This is a genomic window from Nocardiopsis camelliae, assembly GCF_028993595.1.
In the GTDB taxonomy this organism is placed as follows: Bacteria; Actinomycetota; Actinomycetes; order Streptosporangiales; family Streptosporangiaceae; genus Nocardiopsis; species Nocardiopsis dassonvillei.
This window is the reverse complement of sequence record NZ_CP118614.1, coordinates 5,767,647-5,792,160: the sequence shown is the minus strand read 5'-3', so window position 1 is coordinate 5,792,160 and position 24,514 is coordinate 5,767,647. Positions and strand designations below refer to the sequence as shown.

The 24,514-nt window shown below is 74.1% G+C and carries 25 protein-coding genes and 1 tRNA gene; 7 read left to right on the top strand and 19 right to left on the bottom strand.

Annotated elements, in window-relative coordinates; genetic code table 11:
* Positions 1–31: 31 nt before the first annotated feature.
* Both PV789_RS25270 and PV789_RS25265 read right to left on the bottom strand, forming a co-directional pair.
* Positions 32–1,975, bottom strand: coding sequence for a molybdopterin oxidoreductase family protein (locus tag PV789_RS25270; protein ID WP_274974857.1), 1,944 nt, complete (start codon positions 1,973–1,975; stop codon positions 32–34).
* A 146-nt stretch (positions 1,976–2,121) separates the two neighbouring features.
* On the bottom strand, positions 2,122–3,132 hold the full coding sequence (locus tag PV789_RS25265) for a 2-dehydropantoate 2-reductase (RefSeq protein WP_274974856.1): 1,011 nt from the start codon (positions 3,130–3,132) through the stop codon (positions 2,122–2,124).
* A 204-nt stretch (positions 3,133–3,336) separates the two neighbouring features.
* Here PV789_RS25265 and PV789_RS25260 point away from each other — a divergent pair, with 204 nt between their 5' ends.
* Positions 3,337–4,425 (top strand): molybdopterin-binding protein, encoded by a 1,089-nt coding sequence (locus PV789_RS25260; RefSeq protein WP_274978251.1) that lies wholly within the window; start codon positions 3,337–3,339, stop codon positions 4,423–4,425.
* 67 nt (positions 4,426–4,492) lie between these two features.
* Positions 4,493–5,176 (top strand): GntR family transcriptional regulator, encoded by a 684-nt coding sequence (locus PV789_RS25255; protein WP_274974855.1) that lies wholly within the window; start codon positions 4,493–4,495, stop codon positions 5,174–5,176.
* 34 nt (positions 5,177–5,210) lie between these two features.
* Here the strand turns inward: PV789_RS25255 and PV789_RS25250 are convergent, their stop codons facing one another.
* From PV789_RS25250 to PV789_RS25205, 10 genes are all read right to left on the bottom strand, one after another.
* Positions 5,211–5,708: a DUF2087 domain-containing protein gene (locus tag PV789_RS25250; protein WP_274974854.1), complete on the bottom strand. Its 498-nt coding sequence runs from the start codon at positions 5,706–5,708 to the stop codon at positions 5,211–5,213.
* Between the two features lie 70 nt (positions 5,709–5,778).
* Positions 5,779–6,597 (bottom strand): HAD-IIB family hydrolase, encoded by an 819-nt coding sequence (locus PV789_RS25245; RefSeq protein WP_274974853.1) that lies wholly within the window; start codon positions 6,595–6,597, stop codon positions 5,779–5,781.
* Positions 6,598–6,640: 43 nt separating this feature from the next.
* On the bottom strand, positions 6,641–7,567 hold the full coding sequence (locus PV789_RS25240) for an STM4011 family radical SAM protein (protein WP_274974852.1): 927 nt from the start codon (positions 7,565–7,567) through the stop codon (positions 6,641–6,643).
* Positions 7,564–8,910, bottom strand: coding sequence for an STM4012 family radical SAM protein (locus PV789_RS25235; RefSeq protein WP_274974851.1), 1,347 nt, complete (start codon positions 8,908–8,910; stop codon positions 7,564–7,566). Before PV789_RS25235 ends, PV789_RS25240 begins: the two co-directional genes overlap by 4 nt.
* Entirely contained in the window at positions 8,907–9,767 is an 861-nt protein-coding gene (locus tag PV789_RS25230; RefSeq protein ID WP_274974850.1) for an STM4013/SEN3800 family hydrolase, read from the bottom strand. Before PV789_RS25230 ends, PV789_RS25235 begins: the two co-directional genes overlap by 4 nt.
* The gene (locus tag PV789_RS25225) at positions 9,764–10,879 is read right to left on the bottom strand and encodes an STM4014 family protein (protein ID WP_274974849.1); all 1,116 of its coding nucleotides are present in this window, start codon (positions 10,877–10,879) and stop codon (positions 9,764–9,766) included. The genes PV789_RS25230 and PV789_RS25225 overlap by 4 nt, the downstream gene beginning before the upstream one ends.
* Positions 10,876–11,895: an STM4015 family protein gene (locus PV789_RS25220; protein WP_274974848.1), complete on the bottom strand. Its 1,020-nt coding sequence runs from the start codon at positions 11,893–11,895 to the stop codon at positions 10,876–10,878. The genes PV789_RS25225 and PV789_RS25220 overlap by 4 nt, the downstream gene beginning before the upstream one ends.
* Before the next feature lie 76 nt (positions 11,896–11,971).
* The gene (locus tag PV789_RS25215) at positions 11,972–13,021 is read right to left on the bottom strand and encodes an STM4015 family protein (protein WP_274974847.1); all 1,050 of its coding nucleotides are present in this window, start codon (positions 13,019–13,021) and stop codon (positions 11,972–11,974) included.
* Between the two features lie 116 nt (positions 13,022–13,137).
* Positions 13,138–14,154: an STM4015 family protein gene (locus PV789_RS25210; RefSeq protein WP_274974846.1), complete on the bottom strand. Its 1,017-nt coding sequence runs from the start codon at positions 14,152–14,154 to the stop codon at positions 13,138–13,140.
* A complete protein-coding gene (locus tag PV789_RS25205; protein WP_274974845.1) occupies positions 14,151–14,606 on the bottom strand; it encodes a helix-turn-helix domain-containing protein in 456 nt (151 codons plus the stop codon). The genes PV789_RS25210 and PV789_RS25205 overlap by 4 nt, the downstream gene beginning before the upstream one ends.
* A 59-nt stretch (positions 14,607–14,665) precedes the next feature.
* Here PV789_RS25205 and PV789_RS25200 point away from each other — a divergent pair, with 59 nt between their 5' ends.
* The 3 genes from PV789_RS25200 to PV789_RS25190 all read left to right on the top strand — a co-directional run bounded on the left by PV789_RS25200 (position 14,666) and on the right by PV789_RS25190 (position 17,579).
* Entirely contained in the window at positions 14,666–15,256 is a 591-nt protein-coding gene (locus PV789_RS25200; protein ID WP_274974844.1) for a class I SAM-dependent methyltransferase, read from the top strand.
* A gap of 140 nt (positions 15,257–15,396) precedes the next feature.
* Positions 15,397–16,194, top strand: coding sequence for a class I SAM-dependent methyltransferase (locus tag PV789_RS25195; RefSeq protein ID WP_274974843.1), 798 nt, complete (start codon positions 15,397–15,399; stop codon positions 16,192–16,194).
* 143 nt (positions 16,195–16,337) lie between these two features.
* Positions 16,338–17,579, top strand: a complete 1,242-nt coding sequence (locus PV789_RS25190) for a phospholipase D-like domain-containing protein (protein ID WP_274974842.1) — start codon at positions 16,338–16,340, stop codon at positions 17,577–17,579.
* A 33-nt stretch (positions 17,580–17,612) separates the two neighbouring features.
* On the opposite strand, the gene PV789_RS25185 is transcribed toward PV789_RS25190, so the two are convergent.
* Both PV789_RS25185 and PV789_RS25180 read right to left on the bottom strand, forming a co-directional pair.
* Complete coding sequence (locus tag PV789_RS25185) at positions 17,613–17,831, bottom strand: calcium-binding protein (protein WP_274974841.1); 219 nt, start codon at positions 17,829–17,831, stop codon at positions 17,613–17,615.
* A 216-nt stretch (positions 17,832–18,047) separates the two neighbouring features.
* Positions 18,048–19,328: an FAD-dependent oxidoreductase gene (locus tag PV789_RS25180; protein ID WP_274974840.1), complete on the bottom strand. Its 1,281-nt coding sequence runs from the start codon at positions 19,326–19,328 to the stop codon at positions 18,048–18,050.
* Between the two features lie 97 nt (positions 19,329–19,425).
* Between PV789_RS25180 and PV789_RS25175 the strand changes: the two genes are divergently transcribed.
* The gene (locus PV789_RS25175; RefSeq protein WP_274974839.1) at positions 19,426–20,028 is read left to right on the top strand and encodes a TetR family transcriptional regulator; all 603 of its coding nucleotides are present in this window, start codon (positions 19,426–19,428) and stop codon (positions 20,026–20,028) included.
* Between the two features lie 224 nt (positions 20,029–20,252).
* Here PV789_RS25175 and PV789_RS25170 read toward each other — a convergent pair.
* Positions 20,253–20,325, bottom strand: a tRNA-Arg gene (locus tag PV789_RS25170).
* Positions 20,326–20,745: 420 nt separating this feature from the next.
* Between PV789_RS25170 and PV789_RS25165 the strand changes: the two genes are divergently transcribed.
* Positions 20,746–21,852 carry a D-alanyl-D-alanine carboxypeptidase family protein gene (locus PV789_RS25165; RefSeq protein ID WP_274974838.1) on the top strand — a complete coding sequence of 369 codons (1,107 nt, stop codon included), beginning with the start codon at positions 20,746–20,748 and terminating at the stop codon, positions 21,850–21,852.
* A 61-nt stretch (positions 21,853–21,913) separates the two neighbouring features.
* Here the strand turns inward: PV789_RS25165 and PV789_RS25160 are convergent, their stop codons facing one another.
* The 4 genes from PV789_RS25160 to PV789_RS25145 form a co-directional block, all read right to left on the bottom strand.
* Positions 21,914–22,321: an MscL family protein gene (locus tag PV789_RS25160; RefSeq protein ID WP_248772113.1), complete on the bottom strand. Its 408-nt coding sequence runs from the start codon at positions 22,319–22,321 to the stop codon at positions 21,914–21,916.
* A 105-nt stretch (positions 22,322–22,426) separates the two neighbouring features.
* Positions 22,427–23,083 (bottom strand): SAF domain-containing protein, encoded by a 657-nt coding sequence (locus tag PV789_RS25155; RefSeq protein WP_274974837.1) that lies wholly within the window; start codon positions 23,081–23,083, stop codon positions 22,427–22,429.
* 201 nt (positions 23,084–23,284) lie between these two features.
* The gene (locus tag PV789_RS25150) at positions 23,285–23,647 is read right to left on the bottom strand and encodes an FmdB family zinc ribbon protein (protein ID WP_274974836.1); all 363 of its coding nucleotides are present in this window, start codon (positions 23,645–23,647) and stop codon (positions 23,285–23,287) included.
* A 219-nt stretch (positions 23,648–23,866) separates the two neighbouring features.
* Entirely contained in the window at positions 23,867–24,511 is a 645-nt protein-coding gene (locus PV789_RS25145; protein ID WP_274974835.1) for a 5-formyltetrahydrofolate cyclo-ligase, read from the bottom strand.
* Between the last annotated feature and the right edge of the window lie 3 nt (positions 24,512–24,514).

Below are 24,514 nucleotides of genomic sequence, written 5' to 3'. Positions count from 1 at the left end.
TGGGGCGACGGCACGGCCCTCCCTTTCTCCCTCAGCTCGCTGCGGCGGCCTGACGGGCGGACCGCTCCACCCGTTCGATCCGCACGGCGGCGGCCTTGTACTCCGCGGTCCCCGCGACGGGGTCCGTGGCGTCGATGGTCAGCAGCTGGGTGTCCACCTGGTCGGGGAAGTGGAAGGTCATGAACACCAGGCCGGGCCGCATGGCCTCGGTGACCGAGACCGGCACCAGCACCGAGCCCCGCCGGGAGGTCACCCGGACCGTCTCCCCGTCGCCGACACCGAGCTTGGCCGCGTCCTCGGGGGACAGGTCCAGCAGCTCGCCCCGGCGCAGTGGTGAGGAGAACCCGCTGGTCTGCACCCCGGTGTTGTAGTCGTCCAGCCGTCGGCCGGTGGTCAGCCGGAAGGGGAAGTCCTCGTCCAGCAGGTCCACCGGCGGCGAGTGGCCCACGATCCCGAACGGCGCGGGTTCGCCGCGCTCGGCCGGGTCCTCCGACCACAGCCGGGCGTGCAGGTAGCTCGGCTCCACGGCGTCCTCGGAGTAGCACGGCCACTGGATGCCGTGCAGCTCGGCCAGGCGCGCGTAGCTCATGCCCCGGTGCATGGGGGAGAGCGAGCGGACCTCGTCCCAGATCTCCTCGGCCGAGGGCCGAGCCCAGTCGTGGCCCAGCCGGGTGGCCAGGTCGCACATGATCTCGATGTCGTCGCGGGCGCCCTCCGGCGGGTCCAGCGCCCTGCGCACCAGCTGCACGCGGCGCTCGCTGTTGGTGAAGGTGCCGTCGGACTCGCACCAGGACGCGCTGGCCGGGAGCACGACGTCGGCCAGTTCGGCGGTGCGGGTCAGGAAGATGTCCTGCACGACCAGGTGGTCCAGGCCGCGCAGACGGCGGGTGGTCTTGTGCGTCTCGGGCTCGGACTGGACGGGGTTCTCCCCGATCACGTAGAGCGTCCTGAGCTCGCGCTCGTCCATCGCCTCGAACATCTGGGTCAGGTTCAGGCCCTTGGCGGGCTGGATCCCGCGTCCCCAGGCGGCCTCGAAGGGCTCGCGCACCCGGGCGTCCAGGATGTCCTGGAACCCGACCAGCCGGTCGGGGATGGCGCCCATGTCGCCGCCGCCCTGCACGTTGTTCTGGCCGCGCAGCGGGTTGAGCCCGGACCCGTACCGCCCCACGTGCCCGGTGAGCAGGGACAGGTTGATCAGCGAACGGACGTTGTCGGTGGCGTTGTGGTGCTCGGTGATGCCCAGCGTCCAGCACATCTGGGCGCGCTCGGCGCGGGCGTAGGCGTGAGCCAGCTCGCGGATGGCCTCGGCGGGTACGCCGGTCTCGGCTTCGGCGGCGGCCAGCGTCCACGGCTCGACCAGCGCCCGGTACTCCTCCAGGCCGGTGGTGGCGCGCTGGACGAAGGTGTCGTTGGCCAGCCCCGCGTGCAGGATCTCGCGGCCGATGGCGTGTGCCAGCGGGATGTCGGTGCCCACGTTCAGGCCCAGCCAGCGGTCGGCCCACTCCGCGGTCGGGGTGCGCCGGGGGTCCACGACGAACAGGCGCGCCCCGCGCCGCACGGCCTTGAGCACGTGCTGGAAGAAGATCGGGTGGGCGAAGCGCGGGTTGCCGCCCCAGATCACGATGAGGTCGGTGTCCTCGACCTCGGTGTAGGAGGAGGTGCCCCCGCCCGAGCCGAAGGCCGCGGCCAGCCCCGCGACGCTGGGCGCGTGGCAGGTGCGGTTGCACGAGTCGACGTTGTTGGTGCCGACGACGACGCGGGTGAACTTCTGCGCCATGAAGTTCATCTCGTTGGTGGCGCGGGCGCAGGAGAGCATGCCGAAGGAGTTGGGTCCGTGCTCGGCCACCCCGCGCCGGAACCCGGCGGCCGCGCGGTCCAGTGCCTCCTCCCAGGAGGCCGGGCGCAGCTCGCCGCCGTCGCGGACGAGGGGCTGGGTGAGTCGGGTGAGGGGTGCTGAGGGTGCGTCGGATCGCATGTGGCCTCGCTTGGTGTTCGTGGCCGGATTCGTCCGGGCCGCCGGGCGGCGACATTGTGCGGATACTGCATACAGTATTGAGACGGTGTGAACAAGGGTCAAGGGTGCGGTTCGGGCGCCCACGGGGTTCTGCGGGCGGCGGCTGCCTAGGCGGCGACGGAGGGGGTCACGGGCGCGGGGGCGGGCGCGTCGAGCATCCGCGCGTTGAGGAGTCCCGCGACGGCGTCCACCGCCCGGAGAGCGGGGGCGGGGGCGCCGGTCAGGTCGGCCAGTTCCACCACGGCGGACAGGATGACGTCCAGTTCCATGGGGCGGCCGCGCTCCAGGTCGTGCAGGGTCGAGGTGCGGTGGTCGCCGGTGCGCTCGGCCCCGGCCATGCGCCGGTCGATGGAGACGGCGGGGCGCACGCCCAGCCGCGCGGCCACGTCCAGGGTCTCGGCCATCATGGTCCGGGCCAGGTCCCTGGTCGGGCGGTTGCGGCAGATCTGCGCCATGGTGGAGCGGCTCAGCGCGCTCAGCGGGTTGAAGACGATGTTGCCCATCAGCTTCACCCAGATGTCCTCGCGCAGGTCCCATTCGATCGGGCACTTGAGCCCGCCCGCCTCCATCGCGGCCTGGAGGTCGCGGCAGCGCCGGGAGGAGGAGCGGTCCGGCTCGCCGATGGAGAACCGGGTTCCCTCGATGTGCCGGATCACGCCGGGCCCGGCGATCTCGGTGGCCGCGTAGACCACGCAGCCCACGGCGCGCTCGACCGGGATCGTCCGGCTGACCGCGCCGCCGGGGTCCACGTTCTCGATCCGGTGCCCGGCCAGGGGCCCCTCGATCCCGTGGAAGTACCACCAGGGGATGCCGTTCTGGGCGGCGACGACCATGGTGGAGGGGCCCATCAGGGGGCGCAGCAGCGGGCCGCAGGCCGCGTAGTGCTGGGCCTTCAGACCGAGGAAGACGGCGTCCACGGGCCCGACCTCGGTGGGGTCGTCGGTGGCGTGGGGGCGCGCGTCGAAGTCCCCGCGCGGGCTGAGGACCCGGACTCCCCGCTCGCGCAGGGCCCGCAGGTGCTCGCCGCGCGCGATGAGGTGCACGTCGGCCCCGCCCCTGTGCAGCGCGGCTCCCGCGTAGGCGCCGATCGCTCCGGCGCCGAGTACGGCGATTCGCATGAGGACTCCTTTCTATAAAATACTGTATACAGTATGCTTCGGGACAGCGTTCTTCACCCGACGACAGGGAGAGAAGGAATGCCCGACCCGGTTGCCCCGGAAACTTCTCCGCTTCTTCACGGAAAAAGCCGCCCGCGCGCACCGCTGCCCTGGACCAAGGCGCGGGAGCTGGCGTGGGTGACCGGCGCCGAGGGTGGACAGCCCATGGCCGAGGAGCCGCTCAACGGCGCCCTCGGTGCCACCCTCGGCGCCGACCTCGTCTCGGCGGTCGACGTCCCGGTGCTGGACAGCGCCGCCATGGACGGGTACGCGGTGGCCGGTGAGGGCCCCTGGACCGTTCTCGGCCGCTCGCTCGCCGGGCGGCGGAGCCCCCTCGTCCGGCTGGACCCGGGGGAGGCGGTGGAGGTCGCCACGGGCGCCGTCGTGCCGGAGGGCACCACCGCAGTCCTCCCCTGGGAGCGGGCGACGGTGTCCTCCGGGCGCGTGCGCGGGGCTGCCGAGACCGGAAGGCACATCCGCCGCAAGGGCGAGACCACCCCCGCCGGGGCGCTGGCCGCGCGCCGCGGCAGCCCCGTCACCCCCGCCCTCCTGGGCCTGGCCGCGAGCCTGGGCCTGGACACGCTGCCCGTGGTCCGCCCCTCGGTGCGCGTCCTGGTCACCGGGGACGAAGTCGTGCGCGAGGGGAGGCCGCGCCCGGGCGCCGTGCGCGACGCGATCGGCCCGCTGCTCCCCGGCCTGGTCGCCTGGGCCGGAGGGCTCTGCCTGCCCGCTCTGGCGGTCGCCGACCGGGGCCGGGACACGGCCCGCGCCCTGGAGGCGTCCGGGCCCTCCGATGTCGTCGCGGTCTGCGGCTCCTCCTCGGCCGGGCCCGCCGACCACCTGCGCCCGGTGCTCGCCGCGCTCGGCGCGCGGACGGTCGTCGACGGGGTGGCCTGCCGCCCGGGGCACCCGCAGGTGCTGGCCATGCTGCCCTCGGGAACCGTGGTCGTGGGCCTGCCGGGCAACCCCGGCGCCGCGCTGGCCGCCGCGCTCACCCTGCTCGTCCCGGTGCTCGCCGGGCGCGCGGACCGGCGCGACCCCGCCCACCTGGGCCGACGGGTCCGGCTCATCGGACCGACACAGCCCCACCCGGCCGACACCCGCCTGGTGCCGGTGCGCGTCAGCCGCGACCTGGCGGTGGAACTGCCCGGCACCGGCTCGGCCGACCTGCGCGCCGCCGCCGTCGCCGACGCCCTCGCGGTCGTGCCGCCCGGCCGCCGGACCGGGCGCGTCGAACTCGTGGAGCTGCCGTGAGGACGCACGCGGCCGCCGCCTTTTGTACACTGTCTACAAAGCCCACGCATCCGGATGGAGCCGCCCTATGTCCCCACAGGGGTTGAACGCCGTCGCGGGACGGGTCCAGCGCCCCGTGCCGCTGCGTGAAGCCGTGTACGAGGCCATCCTCGACCTGATCACCAACCGGTCGCTCTCACCCGGCCAGCACCTGGTCGAGACCGAGCTGGCCCAGACCCTCGGCGTCTCGCGCCAGCCGGTCCGCGAGGCCATGCAGCGGCTCAGCAACGAGGGGTGGGTGGACCTGCGGCCCGGGTACGGGGCGTTCGTGCACACGCCCACCGAGAGCGAGGCCGACCAGCTCCTGGCCGTGCGCGCCCTGCTGGAGACGGAGTCGGCCCGCCTGGCCGCGCAGAACGCCTCGACCGAGCAGGTCGGGACGATGCGCGACCTGGTCGCCGCCGGGCGCGCGGCCACCGACCGCGCCGACACCGACGCGGTCGTCCAGGCCAACGCCGACTTCCACCGCACCGTCACCGAGGCCTCGGGCAACCGGGTGCTCGCCGAGCTGGCCGCGCAGGTGGACCGGCGGGTGCGCTGGTACTACGCCCCGGTCGCCCGCGTCCGCGGCGCCGCCTCCTGGGACGAGCACTCCGCCCTCGTCGACGTCATCGAGGGCCGGGACGCGGACGCGGCGCTGCGGCTGATGAGCGAGCACACCGAGCGCACCCGCCGCACCTACCACGAGCAGGTGGACGGCGTGGAGGCCTGAGCCGCCCCGCGCCCGTCCCGCCGCCCGCGACGGTTCAGGGGGCCGCGACCCGGTACGCGCCGCCGTCGTCGTCGCGGGTCAGGTAGCCCCCGTCCACGAGGTGGCGGCGCATGGCCGAGTGGTCGTCGCAGCAGGACCGCAGGGCGGCGTTGACCTGCTTCTCGGTGTAGGTCGCCCCGGGGGCGAAGAACCGTTCGGTGATACGCGCGAACACCCGCGCGCGCAGCTCGCGCTTCGCGGGCAGCGCGCTCAGCCGTCCGTCGTGGAACAGCGAGTCCACCGGGTCCCGGCGCACCGGCCGGTGCTCCTCCAGGGCGGCGGAGAACACCTCCGGCACGCACACCACGTGGTCGCCGTCCTCGCGCACCAGCCCCGCGTCCACGAGCCGGGCCAGGTTCCGGCGCCCCCGCGACCCCCGCGCGCGGACCTCCCCGGCGGGCAGCCCGCCCGCTCCCGCGCCGACCACCCGGGCGTAGAGCTCCAGGCGGTCGGGGGCGGCCAGGGACGAGACGATCTGGGTGGGGTGCGGCAACGGCGGGCCCTCCTCCGGGTGCGTGTGGGGCGACCCTAGGAGACGGGCCCGGCGGCGGTCCAGGCGTTTTTCAGCGCTCGGCCAGGAGCTGCTCGACCACCCGGCCCACACCGTCCTCGTTGGCGGGCGGGGCCACCCGCAGCCCCAGCGCCGGGTCGAGCATGTCCGGGTGCCCGCTGGCCATGGCGTAGCCCCCGCCCGCCCAGGACAGCGCGGCCAGGTCGTTGGGCATGTCGCCGAAGGCCACCACCTCCTCGGCGGCCACCCCCCACCGCTCGCAGACCATCGCGAGGGTGCTGCCCTTGTTCACGCCCGGCGCGCTCAGCTCCAGCAGGCTGTAGCTGCCCGAGTAGGTCACCTCCGCCAGCGACCCGACCGCCGCCGCGGCCGTCCGGTGCAGCTCCTCCACCGGCAGGTCGCGGGAGCGCACGAGCAGCTTGGTGATCGGGGTGGCCCGCCTGAGCAGGGTCTCGGTGTCATCCAGCACCTCGCGCACCCACTCGCCGGACAGCCACGGCTCCAGGTGGTAGTCGGCGTCGTGGAAGAAGTCGGTGCCGGTCTCGATGCCGTAGCCGATCCCGGGCAGCTCCGCGTTGATCTTCTCGACCACCGAACGCGCGGTCTCCGGGGAGATCGCGCGCACCAGCGGTTCGTCGCCCGGCACGTGGGCCAGCGAGCCGTTGCCGCAGAGCACGGCGGCGCAGGGGAGCTGCTCGGCGATGTGCTGCGTGGTCCGCGGCGGACGGGCCGTGGAGACCACCACCTTGACGCCCGCCTCCGCGGCGGCGGCCAGCGCCCGCCGGTTGCGTTCGGAGACCAGGCCTCCCGCGTCCAGGAGTGTGCCGTCGAGATCGGTCGCGATAACCCGGGGAAAGACCATGGTGGGCATTATGTCTGTTCCCGGTGACGTTGCGAAGCGGTTTTGACCCGTCTCACACGAGCGGGAGCGGGGAGCCGAAGGCCGCCGGGACACGTTCCACCACCCCGCCCCGGAACACGTCGTACAGGTCCAGGGACTCCAGGTGGACGTAGCCGATGTGACAGTCGCAGCTGGTCAGCGGGCACGCGCGGCGGCCGAGCCCGGCCGCGAACGAGCCGTCGTAGAGGTTGCCCATCGGCGTGTCCACGAAGTGGCACCGGCGCACGCCGCCGTCGCCGTCCACGGACAGCACAGTGTCACCGGTACGGCAGGGCAGGCCCCGGCTGGGGTGGGGGTTGCGGCTGTAGTGGAAGTGGGGGTCCAGGGCCTGCCACTGCTCGGCCTCGGCGTCGGTGTAGACGCGCCCCTCGGCGGCGTTCACCCACAGGTACACCCGCTCGGGCAGCTCGGCGCGCATCCGCCGGGCCGCCGCCAGGTGCTCCGGCTGGCCGACCACACCGACGCTGAACCGCACCCCCATCCCGTCCAGCTCGCGCGCCTTGGCCAGGAAGCGCTCATGGGTCACCTGGCCGGGGTGGTAGGTGGTCCACAGCGCGGCGGTGGCGGGGTCGCAGTCGGCCAGCCAGCCCAGGCGGCCGCTCAGGTTGGTCTGGATGGCCACCCGCTCCACGTGCGGCAGGTGGCTGAGCCGGGTGATCGCGGTCCGGTACCAGGACCGCACCAGCCCCTCGCCCCACGGGGTGAACAGCACCGAGACCCGGGTGCCGGGGTGCTCCGACTCCAGCGCGCCCACCCAGCCGGTGAAGCGCTCCAGCGCGGCGCGGTCGGCGCGCAGCGTCTCGGGGTTGTCGCGCCGCTTGGCGAAGGGGCAGTACGGGCAGTCGTAGTCGCAGCTGGCCAGCGGGCCGCGGTAGAGCAGGGTCAGGTGCGGCGGGAGCGCACGGGCCCGGACCGGGGAGGAGGGGGTCACCGCGCTCACCGGGCCTCGTAGTCGGCCATCAGGGCCGCGACCCCGGCGGAGAAGAACATCGGCCCCACCGCGTCGGAGTGCGCGAGCCCCTCGGGGGTCAGCCGCAGCAGGTCCGGCGCGCCGTCGCGCTCCAGCCAGCCGCGCCCGTCAAGCACCGCCAGGGTCGAGGCGAAGTCCACCTCGGGGCGGGAGCCGAACCGGTCGGCGTAGGCGGCGGTGTCCATCCCCTCCGCGAGCAGGAGCGACTGGAGCAGATGGCGTCGGCGCCGCTCGCCTTCGTCCATGTGGAACCCCACCTCGGCCCGTCCGAAGTCCGCCTGGTCGCGGCCCGTGTAGTCGGCGATGATCGACCGCACCTGCCCCACGCCCACCGCGTAGTCGAAGGAGTAGTGCGCGGCGGAGGTGTAGGACCGGGCCCCGCAGCCCAGCCCCACCATGCCGTCGGTCTGGCAGGAGTGGTCCGGGGCCTGCGTCCGAGGGGCGTCCGCCCGCCGGAACATGCGCATGGACACCTGCTCGTAGCCGCGTTCGCGCAGGTGGTCGCGGCCCTGCCGGTACAGGCCCAGCCGGTGGTCGTCCCACGCGCGGGCGCGGCGGCCCAGCCCGGTGAGCGGGCGCACGTACAGCGGGTACAGGTAGACCTCCTCGGGCTCCCACTCCAGCGCCGTGTCCAGGGAGTAGGCCCAGGTGCGGGCGTCCTGGCGGTCGATGCCGTAGATGAGGTCGAGGTTGAGGTCGGCCGAGGCGTGCTCGCGGATCGCGGCCAGCGCACGGTCCACCTCGGCGCGCTTCTGCGGACGCCCGGCCGCGTGCGCCTCGGAGTCCAGGAAGCTCTGCACGCCCATGCTGATCCGGGTGGCGCCGCGCGCGTCGAGCACCGCCAGCCGGTCGGGCGTGGCCGTGGCCGGGGAGGTCTCCACCGACACCGGGATCGCGGACAGGTCCACCCCGAACGCGCGCTCGGTGAGGTCGTAGACCCGGGTGAGCTCCTCGGCGGTCAGGTAGGTGGGGGTGCCGCCGCCCAGGGCCGCCCGGGCGAAGGCGGCGCCCTCCGGCAGCGCGCCGGCCACCGCCTCCGCCTGCCGCTCCAGCGCGTCCAGGTAGGCGGTGACCTGCTCGGCCGGGGGGGTGGAGCGGGTGAACAGGTTGCAGAACCCGCAGCGCATCTCGCAGAACGGGATGTGCGCGTACAGCGACAGCGCGCCGACGTCCTCGCCGCGCCACAGGTCGGCGAGGGCGGGGCGCTCGGTGAAGGGCCGGTAGGCGCTCTTGTGCGGGTAGGCGTAGACGTAGGACTGGTAGGGGGAGTCGGCGCGCACCGGTTCGGGGCGCGGGGTCAGGGCGGTGGTCACGCGGTCGCCTCCTGTGCGTCGGCGGGAGCGGTGCGTCCCTGCGGCAGGAACGCGTGGGCGTAGGGGACCGTCCACACGGTCTCGTGGCCGATCCGGTGGCCGGTGTAGCCGTCCTCCCCGTAGGCGGTGCCGTGGTCGGAGCACACGATCGTGAAGCAGGGGCGGCGGGCCGACATCGCGGCCAGCAGCGGCGGCAGGTGCCGGTCCACGTACTCCAGGGCCGCGGCGTGGCTCTCCCTGGTGTCGCCGTCCTCCCGGACGGCCCCGGGCAGGTGGAACCAGTTGGGCTGGTGCAGCGCCGAAACGTTGAGCAGCAGGAACAGCGGCTGGTCCGCGGGGCGCTCCCCGGCGATCCGGGCCGCGCACGCCACCTGGTTCTCGAAGGAGCGGGGGTCGGTCACGCCGAAGGACTCCTCCCAGTGGCTCTCGGCGAACATGTCCGGGATGACCGAGCCCACCGCCGACCGCCGGTTGAAGAAGCCCGTGCCCCCCACGCAGGCCGTGTGGTACCCGGCGCGGGCCAGTCCCGAGGCCAGGTCGGGCGCCTCGAAGGTCCAGGTGCCGGGCGCGGTGGACACGCTGCCGGGGAACGCGGCGGCGAACAGGCGCGTGTGCGGCCCGGGGGAGGCGGGGGTGGGCAGGAACCCGGCGAGCATCGCCAGGTGGGAGGCGTAGGTGAAGCTCGCGGGCGCGTGCCTGCGCTCCCACCGCCCGCCCGGCAGCAGCCGGGCCAGGTTCGGGGTGCGGCCCGCCTCGGCCAGCTCGTCGGCCACGTCGTGGCGCAGGGTGTCCAGGGTGAGCAGCAGGATGTCGTGCGTGCCCACCACGGCGTTCATGTCGGGTGCGGTGCTGTTCATGCGCTCTCGGGTTCGGGGACGGGGAAACGGCCGGTGGCCAGGGCGTGCAACTGCTCGGCGTAGGTGTCGCGGCCCTCGTGCAGGACACCGGGGAGCAGGTCGCCGAAGGCGTTGACCTCGCACACGGCGAACTCCCGCCACCCCGGGGAGGCGAGCAGGTCCACCCCGGCGTGCAGGGTGCGCGGGAAGCACGCGGCGGCGGCCTCGGCGGTGGCCATGGCCCGCGCCCAGGCGCGGGGGCCCACCGACTCCCGCAGGGCCGCCAGGTCGCCCCGGGCGTTGCCCAGGTGCAGGTTGGTCATGGGCGAGGACGAGGAGCGCACCACGACGTGGGCGGCCCGGCCCGCGACCACCACCACGCGCAGGTCCACGGCCTTGCCAGCGAACCCCGCCTTGGGCACCCACCGCTCCACGTGCAGGTGGTCGGGGGCCAGGGCGTCCACCACCGCCGCGACGTCCTCCTCGCGGGTGTAGGTGCGCAGCCGCAGGCTGTTGTACAGCTCCACGGAGCCGTCGGCGCCCCGGACCAGGTCGGCCGAGGTGACCGCGCGGACCCGTCCGCCCGAGGCGGTGGCCAGCGCCACCACGCCGGAGGCCGAGGAGCCGTGCGCGGGCTTGACGAACACCCTCGGCCAGCGGTGGGCCTCCATCGCCGCGCGCAGCGACGCGTAGCCGGTGACCGGTCCGGGCAGGGCTGGCGGCACCGGCACCCCGGCCGCCGCCAGGCGGGCATGGCAGCGCCGCTTGTCGCACATGTCCACCAGGTCGGCGGGCTCCTGGAGCAGGGCCGCGCCCGGAGTGGCGCGCACCGCCTCGGCGAGCCGGTCCAGCGCGGCACGGAACCCGGCGTGCTGGTCGGCGGTGCCCTCGGCCCGGTACAGGTCGGGGACGCCCTCCCAGCCCCGCAGCAGGCGCTCGGTCTCGGCGTCGCCGCCCGGGGAGTCCACCCGGACCAGGGCGCCCTCCGGCAGCTCCACCGGCCCGGCGGCCAGCGCGCGCCACGGCACGACGACCGGTCCGGGCAGGCCGAGGGCCCCGGCCGCGGCGTCGAACAGCTCCAGGCGCCGGTGGCCGGGGACCCCCACCACGACTAAGGGGCGTCCGGGGGTCACTCCGCGACCGCGGGGAAGTAGAACACCTTGTCTCCGAAGGTGTACGGCTTCCGCTGCCCGGACAGGTCGACCTCCACGCCGGGCAGGGCGGCGCGGATCCGCGCCTGCACGTCCTCGGACAGGTAGTGGTAGTGCAGGTCCAGGCGGCGCAGCCCGGCGAACGCGGACGCGGACTCGATCAGGGCCTGCCCGCCCTCGTCGGTCAGGCTGCCCAGGGACAGGTCCAGGACGTCCAGGGAGGCCAGGACGGGGGCCTGGGCCAGGACGGGGATCCAGTCATTGACGTCCTCGGCGTTGCGCAGGCCCAGGTAGCGCAGCTCGGGGAAGGCCTCGCCGGAGAGCACCCGCGCCAGGTCGTCCGGGGTGGTGTCGCCCCGGTGGCTCTCCACGCCCAGCCACAGTTCGAGGTTCTCCAGCGCGGGCAGCGGCGAGGCGGTGACCTCGCGCGAGACCCGGCCGGGCAGGCCGCCGGTCTGGAGGACCAGGGTCCGCAGTCCGGTGTGCTCGGCCAGGGCCAGCTCCAGCTTGCCGTCGCCCAGGTAGGGGTCGCCGGTGCCGCGCACGGTCAGTTCCTCCAACAGGGGGAACGCCGCCACCAGGGGTGCCAGGTCGCTCTGGTGGATCCAGGAGATCTCGTACTCCTCCTGGACGATCTCGCCGAAGAACAGCGCCCGCAGCCCGGGGAACGCGTCGGCGGCCGCGACGAGCGCGTCGCGCGGGACGGTCGAGGGCGGCTCGTCCTCGAAGTCGCCCCAGCCGCCGACGACCAGGGCCCGGACCCGGCCGGTGTCCACGGCCGCGAGGAACCGGGCGAAGTACTCCCCGAAGTCCTCGGCCGGGTAGACCGACGAGACGCGCAGCCGCCACGCCACCGAGCCGGGGTCGGCGACCGCCGCGGCCAGCGCCTCGGGGGGCTGGTGCGGGTCCTCTGCGTAGGGGCCGTCCTCGGCCCCGATCGCGGGGAAGTCGACCACGGGCAGGCCCGCGAACTCGGTGATGTGGTGGTGGTTCAGCATCAGGGGGCTCCTACCTCGGGGTTTCGGGCAGGAACATATCTAGCAGCCCGAAGTGACACGTTGGACGGCGCGGGCGCTACTCGCTGACGGCCGTGTAGAAGCCGGCCGCGTCGTAGTCGAAGTCCTCGTCCTCCCAGTCACTGCCGACCTCGCGTCCGGACAGGTCCACGTCCACACCGGCCCCGGTGAAGACGGACCGGACGCGCTCCTGCATGTCCTCGGACAGGTAGTGGTGGTGCAGGTCGAGCCGCTTCAGGTGCGTGAAGGCGGGCGCGGCCCCGACTAGGGACCGAGCGCCCTTGTCAGTGAGGGTCCCCAGGGACAGGTCCAGGGTGTGCAGGCGGGCGGTGACGGGTGCCCCGGCGAGGACCGGAACCCAGTCGTCGGTGTGCTCGGCGTTGCGCAGGCCCAGCGAGCGCAGCGCGGGGAAGGCCTCGCCGGACAGGACCGGGGCGAGGTCCTCCGGGGTGGTGTCGCCGCCGTACTCCTCCACTCCCAGCCACAGTTCCAGGTGCTCCAGGTTCGGCAGCCCGGACGAGACGATCTCGCGGGCGAGCCTCGCGGGCAGTCCTCCGCCCTGGAGGGTGAGGCGGCGCAGCGAGTCGTGCCGGTGTACGTGCAGGCTCAGGTCGCCCGTGCCGCGCACCGCGAACTCGGTCAGCCGGGGGAGGGCGTCCAGGACCGGGGCCATGTCGCCCAGTTCGATCCACGAGACCTCGACCTGTTCGAAGGTCACGTCGCAGTAGAAGAGGGAGCGCAGCCCGGTCAGGTCCGGCGCCACCTCCAGGAGGGCGCGCTTGAGGGGGTCGGGGCACTGCACGGAGAAGGTCTCCCGCATGTCCCCGAGCACGACGGCGGTGACCCGGTCCTGGTCCACCTGCGCGACGAACCGCCGGTAGTCGTCCAGGGGCTCCTCGTTGTCGCTGAGGCGCCAGGCCACCGAGCCGGGGTCGGCCAGGGCCGCGGCCAGTGCCGGGGGCGGGTAGGGGCCGGGGCCGGTGAAGCTCCCGCCCCGCCACTTCGCCCTCTCGCGCTCCTCCTCGGTCTCCCGGGTCCACCCCTCTGAGGAGCGGTACCCCACGACGGGTAGTCCGGCGAACTCGGTCAGGTGGGCGTCGAAGGCCACGGGGTCTCCCAGGGGTGCGGCGGAGGGTGCGCGTCCATGCCTACCAGCGGGCTCCGACATCGCGGGTCGCCCGCGTCCGGGCAGGCGGCCCGGGGGCTCCCCGGCGTTTCCCGGGGCTACTCCGACACGGCCGTGTAGTAGTAGAGCTCGGTCCCCTCGTCGTAGGTGTCGACCTCCGGCTCCTGCCCGTCCGACAGGTCGGTCTCCACCCCGGCCCGGGTGAAGGCGGCGCGGACCTCCTCCTCCGCCTCCTCGGACAGGTAGTGGTGGTGCAGGTCCAGACGCCTGAGGCCGCGGAAGACCGGTGATTCCAGCAGGGCCGGGACGTCCTCGCCGCGCAGGGTGCCCAGGGACAGGTCCAGGGTGTGCAGGCGGGTGGTGACCGGTGCGTCGGCGAGGGCGCGCACCCACGCGCCGGTGTGCTCGGCGTTGCGCAGGCCGAGCGAGCGCAGCCGGGGGAAGGCCTCGCCGGACAGGACGGGGGCGAGGTCCTCCGGCGCGGTGTCGCCGCCGTAGCCGTCCACGCCCAGCCACAGCTCCAGGTGCTCCAGGGCGGGGAGCCGTGCGGCGGCGACCTCGCGGGCGAGCCGTCCGGGCAGCCCTCCGCCCTGGAGGACGAGGCTGCGCAGCCCGTCGTGCTCCAGCGTCTCCAGGCTCAGCTCGGTGGTGCCGCGTGCGGCGAACCCGGTCAGCCCGGGGAGGGCGTTCACCAGCGGGGACAGGTCCCCGTGCCGGATCCACGACGCCTCGCACTCCATGAAGGAGAGGTCCGCGTAGAAGAGGTCGCGCAGGCCGGGCAGGCGCGGAGCGAGCCGCACCAGGGCGTCGCGGACGGCGTCGGAGGACTCCGCCTCGAAGCCCTCCACCAGGTTGCCGACCACGAGGGCGCGGACCGCGTCCGGGGCGCCGACGAACTCCAGGAAGCTCTCCAGGTGCCCCCTGGGCTCCTCCGGGATGTCGGCTCCGTACTGGTCCAACCGCCAGGCCACCGACCCGGGGTCGGCCAGGCCGTCCAGCAGCGGGGACCGGGCGCCGGGTGGGGCGGCCTCCCCGCGCCGTTCCATGCGTCGGGCCTCCGGGTAGCTCGCGACGGGCAGTCCGGCGAACTCGGTCAGGTGGTCGTGGAAGGTCAAGGGGACTCCCGCAGGTTCGGAGGGTGTGTGCGGCCATGCATAGCAGCACACTCCGACACCGAGGTCTCCACCAGCACCGCCCTCATGGTGGGGCACTCCAGGATGTCCGGGGACTCGCAGGAGAGCGTGTGCGCCACCATGTCGCGGACCGCCCGCAACCGGGCCATGCGCTCGTCCAGCCGCGCCAGGTGCTCGGCCAGACGGTCGCGCCGCGCCGCCCCGTCCTCGGCGCCGAACAGCTCCCGGATCTGCTCCAGGCTGAACCCGGCCTCCTGGGCGCGCAGCACCAGCGCCACCCGCAGGCGCTGTTCGGGCGTGTACCGGCGCTGGCCCCCCGCACGGCGGGTCGGTTCCAGGACGCCGACCGACTCCCAGTGCCGCAGCACGTGGGTGGCCAGTCCGAAGGGCCCGGCCAGTTCGCCGATGGACAGCTCCGACTCGCTTGACTTCATGTGGACATTAACTTCCACACTGGTGCTCCGGTCAAGGGACCGACCTGAGGGAGGACACCGTGGACGAGCGGACCGAGCGGGTGCGCGGCGAGTGGGACAGGATGTCGCGGGGCTACGACCGCGGTGCGGGGGTGCAGCGGGCCGTGCTCGGCCGCACCCGCGCCCGGCTGTGCGCCGAGGCGCGCGGCCGGGTCCTGGAGGTCGCCGTGGGCACCGGCCAGAACCTGCCCCACTACCGGGACGGGGCCGAGATCACCGGCGTGGACCTGAGCCCCGGCATGCTGTCCAGGGCGCGCGAGCGGGCCGCCGGGCTGGACGGGCGCTTCACCCTGCGCGAGGGCGACGCGCGGGACCTGCCCTTCGGAGACGGGGAGTTCGACACCGTCCTGTGCGCGCTCGCCCTGTGCACGATCCCCGACCAGTACCGCGCCCTGTCCGAGATGCACCGCGTCCTGCGGCCGGGCGGGCTCCTGCTGCTGGTCGACCACGTCGAGTACACCCGCTGGCCCCTGCGCGCCCGGGAGGCCCGAAAGGACCGGCCCCGGCGGCTGCCCCGGCACGTGGCCGCCGACGCGGGGTTCGTGATCGACCGCCACGACCGGACCGCGCTGGGGTTCGTGGAGCGCGTGGTCGCCCACCGCGTCGCCTGAACGGCGGACGGGCGGGGCGCGGAATCCGGCCCTCCTCCTCGGAGGCGCGGGGACGACCGAAAACCGGGCGCACGCGGCTCTCCGGGGCCGACGCGGCGCTGCGGCGGGACTTCCCGCGGGCGCGGTGTGACAGTGGTCCCATGGCTACGCACAGCGAACTGCGAGACTTCTGGGAACGCCGTCTCGAAGGCGACTGGACCGAGAGCGGCGTCGGCTACCGGGCCCTGGGCCGCCCCTTCAACACGTGGATGTACAAGGTGCGCGAGGAGGTGTTCCTGCGCGAGGCCGCCCGGCTGACCCCCGGCCGGTCCGGCGCCAGCGTCCTCGACGTGGGCAGCGGCACCGGCTTCTACGTGCGCCTGTGGGAGCGGATGGGCGTCGGCGACGTCACCGGGTGCGACATGACCGACGCCGCCGTGCAGCGCCTGCGCGGCAGGTTCCCCGAGTACGGGTTCGTCCGCCAGGACGCCGCCGACCTCGACGCCTTCGACGACGACTCCTTCGACGCGCTGTCCTGCATGGACGTGCTCTTCCACATCACCGACGACGAGCGCTACACCCGGGCCGTCGGCGAGTTCTCCCGGGTGCTGCGCCCCGGCGGACTCCTCGTCATCTCCGAGAACTGCCTGCGCCGCCCCGAGCAGCGCGGCGAGCACCAGGTCAACCGCACCCTGGAGTGGATCACGGACACCGCGGACCGGGCCGGGTTCGATCTGGTCCGCCGGGTGCCCATGCTCATGCTGATGAACGCCCAGGTGGACGCCCCCGCGCCCTGGCGCAAGGCGTGGGGCGGGGCCCTGCGCGCGGCCACCCTCACCGCGCCGACCGGGTGGCTCGCGGGCGCGGCGCTCTACCCGCTGGAGCGGCGCCTGGTCCGGGGCCGCAGTGAGAGCCCGACCACGGAGCTGGTGGCGTTCCGCCGCCGGGAACTGGGGTAGGAGGAGAGTCCTGTGTCACGGGGGACACGGGGCGGACGCGCCGCCGTCCGCCGGTGCCCCGGGATACGGTTGACGTCCACTTTGTACCAGGGGCGTCCGCGGTCGGGCCCGGCACCGCGGAGGTCCCTGCCCGGGAGGCGACTGTGCGACGCTCCACCATCACCTCGGTGGCCAAGTGGGGGCTCGTCGGGCTGGTGACCACCCAGGTCGCCGTGGCCGCGACCCTCATGGGGGTCAACCACTGGCGCCGGAAGGTGCGGCCGCGCCGGGCCTTCTTCCCCCGCACGGCGCCCGCCGAGCTGCCCGTGGGCGACACCGGGACCACGGCGACCGTGTACACCTACGGCGAGGACCTGTTCGAGGACATGATCGCGGCGATCCGGGGGGCCCGGCGCCGCGTCCTGTTCGAGTCCTACATCATCAAGGACGACCGGGTCGGCCAGCGGTTCAAGCGCGCGCTCATCGAGGCGGCCGACCGGGGCGTCGAGGTGTACGTCGTCTACGACGGCTTCGCGAACCTGGTGGTGCCCCGGTCCTTCTTCCGCTTCCCGTCCAACGTCCACGTGCTGGAGTACCCGCTCCTGCGCCCCGGCCTGCTGCTGCTGAACATCCGCAAGTCCGGCCGCGACCACCGCAAGATCCTCACCGTCGACGGCGAGGTGGGCTTCGTCGGCGGGTACAACGTGGGCTCGCTCTACGCCACCGACTGGCGCGACACCCACATGCGCGTGACCGGCCCGGCGGTGTGGGAGCTGGAGAACGCCTTCAGCGACTTCTGGAACATGAACCGGCGGCCCCTCCAGCCCGAGCTGGAGAACTTCGGCGACCCCGACTGGGACGCGCACTTCCGCGTGCACCGCAACGTGCCCGAGATGCTCATCTACCCCATCCGGGCGATGTTCCTGGAGGCCATCGACCGGGCCAAGGAGCGGGCGCTGTTCACCCAGGCCTACTTCATGCCCGACCGGGAGTTCCAGAACGCCCTGGTCGACGCGGTCGAGCGCGGCGTGGACGTCAACGTCCTCGTGCCGGAGGAGTCCAACCACGTCGTCGCGGACTGGATCTCCCGTAGCCAGTACTCGGTGCTGCTGCGCGGCGGCGTGCGCCTGTGGCTGTACCGCGACGCCATGGTGCACGCCAAGACGGCGACGGTGGACGGCCGCTGGTCCACGATCGGCACCGCCAACGTGGACCGGCTGAGCCTGACGGGCAACTACGAGATCAACGTGGAGATCTTCGACGAGGGCGTGGCCGCGCACCTGGAGGAGGTCTTCGCCAACGACCTCGCCAACGCCCGCGAGCTGACCGAGTACCAGTGGCGTGACCGCCCCTGGTACGCCAAGTTCGGCGAGGCCGTGCTGGCGCCTTGGCGGCCCTTCCTCTGAGCCGCGGGGGCGGGCGCCGCCTCCCCTGCCCGCTCAGGAGCGGCGGCGCTTGGGCGGCGGCCCGAGCCGGTTGGGGAAGAACGGGTCCGGGTCCGTCTTGCGGGGCCGGGGCCCGCCCCAGTGCTGGGGGCCCGGGTGCGGGGTGCGGTGGAGCGCCCCGGCGATGGCGGCGGGCGAGCCGCCCCGCTGCCTGGCGGGTGTTCTGTCCGGCTCCTCCGCCTGCCCGTCCCGGAAGTGCTCCGTGTGCGCCATCCGTGTGACCTCCCCCGTCCGGTACCTGCTCCCGCTCCATGATCGGACGAGCCGCCCCCGGTGTCATGGCGACACGTGGGGGAAGCGGCACCGTTGACCGGGGAGAACGCGGAAACGCGGGGCCCGGTCACGGGTCGTCCGGCTCCGGGCCGGGCCGGACGCCCGCCGGCGCGCCGTGTCGCCGGCCGACCGCCGTCCGCCGGGATCGCGCGCCCGTCACCCGTCCGCGGCGGCGTGCCGCTCACCGGCGCGCCGTATGCCGCGGCGGACGAGGCCGCGCACGCCCGGGAGCAGGACGGCCCGGATCGCCAGGTCGTTCATCCACACGTGCGCGCGGCTGGAGGGGGCGTACTGGCGCGTCCCCCGCCGGGCGAGCGCCTGCCGCCTGAGGGTCTCGGGGCGCAGGCCCGCCTCCCACCGCGCCAGGGCGCCGGTGACGTCGCCGCCGTGCCGTTCCAAGGCGTCGCCGAGTCGGTCGGCTCCGCTGAGCGCGAGGGCCGCGCCGTACCCGGCGAACAGGGAGGGGCACCAGGCCGCGTCGCCCAGCAGCACGACCCGGCCGCGGCTCCACCGGTCCGCGCGGACCTGGCTGACGGAGTCGAAGTAGGTGCCGGACGGGTCGGCGCGCAGTCGGCGGAGCACGTCGGGCACGCCCCCGCCGAGGTCTCCGAACGCCGCGGTGAGCGCCTGGACCGGTCCCCGGGCCAGTTCGGCGTCCGGATCCGCGCAGCGGTAGGCGAAGAAGGCCGAGGACCGGCCCGGACCGAGGTTGACGACCGCCGCCGTGCGCCCGGGCCCGATGAACGTGGTGCCGGTCCCCTCGGGCACGTCCTCGGGGAGCCGGTCGAGCGGGAGCGCGCCCACGACGTGGTCCAGGTCGACGCGGAAGTCCTCCTCCGGGCCGAACACGGCGGCGCGGACGCCGGAGTGCAGCCCGTCGGCGCCGACGAGCAGGTCGGCGCGCTCGGTGGTGCCGTCGCTGAGCCCGACCCGGACGCCGTCGGCGTCCTGGGCGACGTCCACGGCGGTGGTGCCGAAACGGAAGGCCGCGGTCCCGCGCACGGCCTCGTACAGTGCCGCTTCCAGGTTCTCCCGGAACACGGTGAGCGCCCGGTCGCCGAGGGCGGCCCTGGCGATCTCGGGAGGGACGGCGAACTTGCGCCGGCCGTCGGCCCTCACCAGGACCGTGGAGAACAGGCCGAGGTCGCTGTCGGAGAGCACGGGGACGAGGCCGAGGTGTTCGGCGGCGTCGTAGCCCCACCCGACCAGGTTCACCATGTAGCCGCCCCTGCGGCGGGCCGGGGCGCGCTCGACCACGAGCGTCTCCCAGCCGGCCCGGTGGAGCCGCAGGGCGGTGGCGAGCCCGGCGATGCCCGCGCCGACGATCACCGCCCGCCCCGGGGGCGGGCCGCCGTCTCCGCCACCGACACGCTGGGAAGAGTCCCCGCCGTTCGTCACCGCGACCTCCGGACCACGTTGGTATGAGCAAACGTTCATACAAGTATGAGCATGTGTTCATAATGAGCGCAAGCCGGTTGCCCGCCGCACGGAGGCCGACCGCGACGGGGCCGTCGGAGGACCTAGAATTCCTGGCATGCCACGTGGTGTCGCCATTCCCGAACTCAGGCAGCGGCTCTTCTCCGCGGTCGAGCGGGTGATCGTGCGGGAGGGGCCGGGCGGACTCAGCGGCCGGGCCGTCACACGCGAGGCCGGTGTCGCCACCGGGCTGCTGTACGCCCACTTCGCGGACACCGACGACTTCCTGGCCGCCTACGCCGTCGACCGGGGCTTCCAGGTCGGCGCCGGGGCCGCGTCCCTGCCGGGACGCGCCGGTACGGGCACGGTCGCGGACAACCTGGCCGAGGCCGTGCTGGCGACCCCGCCGACGGTCCTCCTGGCGCTGGCCAGGCTCATGGTCTCCCGGCCGGAGCTGGCCGGACGCGTGCGCGAGGTCCTCGGCGACCGCACGGCCGGTCTGGAGGCGGTCGAGGCCGCGGTCGCGGACTACCTCGGCGCGGAGCGGCGCCTGGGGCGCCTCCGCGGGAGCGCCGACCCCGGGGCCCTGGCGCTGGCCGTGGTCGGCGCGGTCCACCACCTGGTGCTCACCGGCGCGGAGGAGTCCGTGGTCCCCGACAGGATCCGGCGGACGGTGGCCGCGCTGGTCGCGGGTTCCACGGAGGCGGCCGACCGCCGGTAGCCGCCCGTGGGGGCCGTGACGGGCCCCGGAACGCGCCGTACGGACCCTGGGAGAACCAACTGCAACCCCCGAGGCGCGGCCTCGCGTTGTAAGGGCTCGCTCCGCCCACCTCGCCGATCTGCTCGGCCCCAGCCACAGGGGGCGCCTCGGGGGGTCTTCCCCCGGAAAGCATCGCGGGCTGCTGCGAGCCGGTCGAAGACCGGCGGGCAGCAGCCCGCGCTATGCGGCCCCGGCAGGATTCGAACCTGCGGCACCCGCTTTAGGAGAGCGGTGCTCTATCCCCTGAGCTACGGAGCCATGGGTCCGGCGCGGGTATGTCTTACCCCGTCACCGGACCAAGCCTAACCCAGGATGGACGTGGATGGGGTGTCGGTCCGCCTCCGGCGGGGGCGGTTGGGGGACTCTGCGTGCATGGCGGAGTACGCTGACCTACGATTGGTTGTCCTGGTGCGGTGTGACGTTGTTCATGACGCATGTCGTGTTATGGCCGCATATGTACCGTCGATAACGACGGGTGGGCGGGCTCGGCGTTGACCGGCCCGGCGGTGACCAGGTGTTTCACCGAAGCCTGGAGCAGAGGGCGGCGGGGCGGGGTGGGGCCCGTCCGCGACCCGCTCCGTCCGGTGGACCGATCTCGCGTGGCCGCATGTGGACATGTAGTACGTTGCCTTGCGGTCACGGGTAGGTGTTCGAGGAAAAGCAGCCGGAGGATCATTCGTGCCGTTCACTTCTGATGCGGCGCGGCGCAGGTCCCGCGTACCGGGTGGCGGCGGGGCGCTCACCGCCTTCGCCCTGTCCTACCGGGTCCGCTTCGCACAGGCGCTGACGCTCACGCTCGTCACCGCGCTCCTCGTGGCGCCGGTGCCCGTCGGCGTGCTGGAGCCCGCCGAGGCGAGCCTGGAGGAGTTCCGAGAGAGGGCCGAGACCGCCTCCCAGGAGCTTGAGGAGGCCAACCAGGACCTCGTCGACCGCCAGGAGGCGTTGGAGGACGCCCAGACGGAGCTGGTCCAGACGATCTACGACCTCCAGCAGACCGAACTCGAACTCAACGAGATGCGCGAGCCGCTGGCCCAGCTGGCCAGCACGCTGTACAAGCAGCCCGACGGCGGCATGCTCGCCGTCCTGGCCTCGGGGTCGCTCACCGAGGACCTGCAGACCCAGTCCTACGCGGCGAAGATCTCCGAGGACAACCAGGCGCTCATCCAGGACGCCACCGACCTGCGCGAGGAGCAGGTCGAGCTGGCGAGCCAGGCGCAGGAGCTGCAGACCACCACCCAGCTCGAACAGGTCGAGCTGGCCGCGGACATCGAGGCCCTGCGCGAGCGGTCCGAGCAGACCACGAACGAACTGGTCCAGGAGCTGGAGGACCGCGGCATCGACCCCGAGGCCTACATGGCCGCCGGGGACTGCGACCCGGACGCGGCCGCCAACGCCCAGGGGGCGGCCAACGGCCTGCTCCCGGCCAACGCCCTGTGCGACCTCTACGACGACAAGAAGCTGCGCGCCGACGCGGCCGTGGACTTCCTCCAGCTCAACGCCAGGTACGTGGACGAGTACGGCGAGAACATCTGCATCACCAGCGCCTACCGCGACCTGCCCAACCAGCACCGGGTCTACGGACAGGTCGCGCCGGGCTTCGCGGCCGTCCCCGGCACGAGCAACCACGGCCTGGGGCAGGCGATCGACCTCGGCTGCGGCATCCAGAACTACCGTTCCGACCGCTGGCTCTGGATGGAGGCCAACGGCGCCGAATTCGGCTGGCACCACCCGGCCTGGGCCAAGTCCAGCCCCTTCGAGCCCTGGCACTGGGAGTACACCGGCTGACCCGCGGCGTCTTCCAGGGGGCGGTCCCGCACGGGGCCGCCCCCCGGCGCGTCCCACCGCCTCAGGCGGCGGTCTCGGGCACCACCTCGCTGGTGCAGTGGGCGCAGCGGGACGCCTTCTTGCTGATCTCGCTGAAGCAGTGCGGGCACTCGCGGGTGGTGGCCTCCTCGGCCTTGACGAAGCGCTCCACCACCTTGGCCACGGGCAGGACCACGAAGAAGTACAGGATCGCTGCGGTGATCAGGAACGAGATCAGCGCGTCGACGAACGCCCCGTACAGGAACCGGCTCCCGTTGATCTCGAAGTAGAGGTCGCCGAAGGTGGGAACCCCGCCGAAGATGCCGATCAGCGGGGTGATGAACCCCTCGGTGAACGCGGTGATGAGGTTGGCGAAGACCGCGCCGATCACGACCGCGACCGCCAGCTGCACCAGGTTGCCCTGGAGCAGGAACTTCTTGAAGCCTTGCATGGATACAAGCCCTACATACTCGTGGTGTCCGTACGGGCGCCGGAGCGGGATCCCCTGGTGGGAGCCCGCGGCGCCCGGCCAGCTTTGCCCACTGGAGGTCGCCGGTCAACCGCGGATGGTGATGGACAGCCGCGAGCCGGCCGCGTGGCCCGCCAGGCTCCTGGCCTCGACGGGCGTGGCGGCGACGACGATCAGCGCGCCGCCCTCCCCGCCGCCCGAGGACTCCTCCTTCGGCAGTGCCAGGACGGGGCGGTCGCTGACCACCTCCACGGCGGGGCCCGCCCGGGCCGGCGCGAGGTCGTCGGCTCCTCCGGCGGCGAGGACGTCCACCCGGCTGCCGGGGGAGAGCAGGCCCACCGCGCCGGGGTCGGCCACCCGCACCGGGACGGCGACCAGGCCGGGGCCGTAGGCCCGCGCGGGAGGGTCGGCGAGTCGGGCGTCGGTGATCACCTCCCCCCGGCGCACCGGGGCGTTGAGGCGCAGCCCGGCGGTCGCGGTGTCGGCCGCGAGCGCGCCGCCCGGCACGGACCCGGCGGGCAGGTCCCGGGCGGTGAGGTCGCCCTCGGCGAGGGGGTCCGCGGCGCCGAGGTCGCGGGAGGCGACCAGGACACGGGTGACGGGCACGGGCGGAGGGCGTACGGCCAGGACGGCGCTCAGGAGCGCGGCGGCGGCCAGGAGAGCGGCGACGGCGCGCCGGTGCCGGTCCAGGAGCCGGGTGAGCGCGCGACGGTGCCGGTAGGGGAGGGGTGCGGAGTTGGTCATACCCCCAACGCTAGGCCGCGGAGGGGCCGTTCGGAGGTTGTCCACAGGCCCGATCGCGCGGGCCGCGCACCGGGTCGGACCGCTGGGGGGTTCGGAGGGGGAGGCGCGGGGCCGTCAGCGCCTCGTCGCGTCCGCCGGGGCCGGACGTGCCGCGCGCCGCCGAGGGGTCGGCGGCGCGGTGGCGGTCAACGGCTCGGCGGGTCAGCTCGTCGCGGCGGTGGCGCTGGTGCTGGCGGCCTTGCCCGTGGTGCTGCTGCCGGTGTCCGAGGAGGAGCTCTTGGTGTCCGAGGAGGCGGAGGACGCGGAGGAGGAGTCGGTGGAGCCCGAGTTCCCGCTGTCCTTGCTCTCGGAGGAGCCCGAGCCGGTCAGCACGGAGCTGTTGGAGGACTTGCCGCTGTCGGTGCGGTAGAAGCCGGAGCCCTTGAAGACGATGCCCACGGCGGAGTACACCTTGCGCAGGCGGCCCTCGCACTCGGGGCAGACGGTCAGCGCGTCGTCGCTGAAGCTCTGCACGACCTCCATCTGGGCGCCGCACTCGGTGCACGCGTACTGGTACGTAGGCACTGTTCGGGTCCTCCTTGCTGGCACTCTCGCCCGTTGACTGCTAAATAGTACGCGCTCGCCGACCGGGGCCGTGACAGGGCCTCGCCCGCAGGGACAGGCGCGGGGGCGCGAACGGCCGGGCGCCGGGCGCCGCCGGAGCGCGACCGCCAGCGACAACGCCCCCGGCGCCCGGGTTAATCCCGCCCGCGTCCTCCGTCCCCGCGGCCCGGCCGCTTCCGCTCAGCCCCTCCGGCTCAGCCGCTCCCGCTCGGCCGGTCCGCCCGGCCACACGCCCGCGCCGAGGACCCGCACCCCGCCGGACGGGGTGACCACGGCGTCCACCGGCCGGTCGTGCGGCTCGGCGGGCAGAGACTCCACGAACTCCTCGTCGTGGACCAGGGCGATCGCCGGTGCGTGCGGGCCCTTGCGGGCCAGCGCGCGGTCGTAGCACCCTGCGCCGCGCCCCAGGCGCGTCCCCCGCCGGTCCACGGCCACGGCCGGGCAGACCACGGCGTCGGCCCGGGCCAGCGCGTCGGGCCCGTAGCGGCGGCCCACGGGCTCCAGCAGCCCGTGCCCGGCCGGGGCCAGGGAGTCCGGCCCGTCGAAGGCGGCCCAGTCCAGCTCGCCGCCGGGCAGGAACACGGGCAGCAGCACGTAGGCGCCGCGCTTCCACAGCGCCGCCACCAGCTTGCGTGTGTCGGGCTCGCCGCCCACGGAGTAGTAGCAGGCGACCGTCCCGCCCATGGCCAGCCACGGGACGTCCAGCAGCGCGTCGCGGACCGCCGACCCGGCCCGGGCGCGCTCCTCGGGACCCCGGGCGCGCCGCCGCTCCAGGAAACCCCTCCGCAGATCGGCCTTGGCCCCACGCAGTTCGCTCTCGCCCATGGC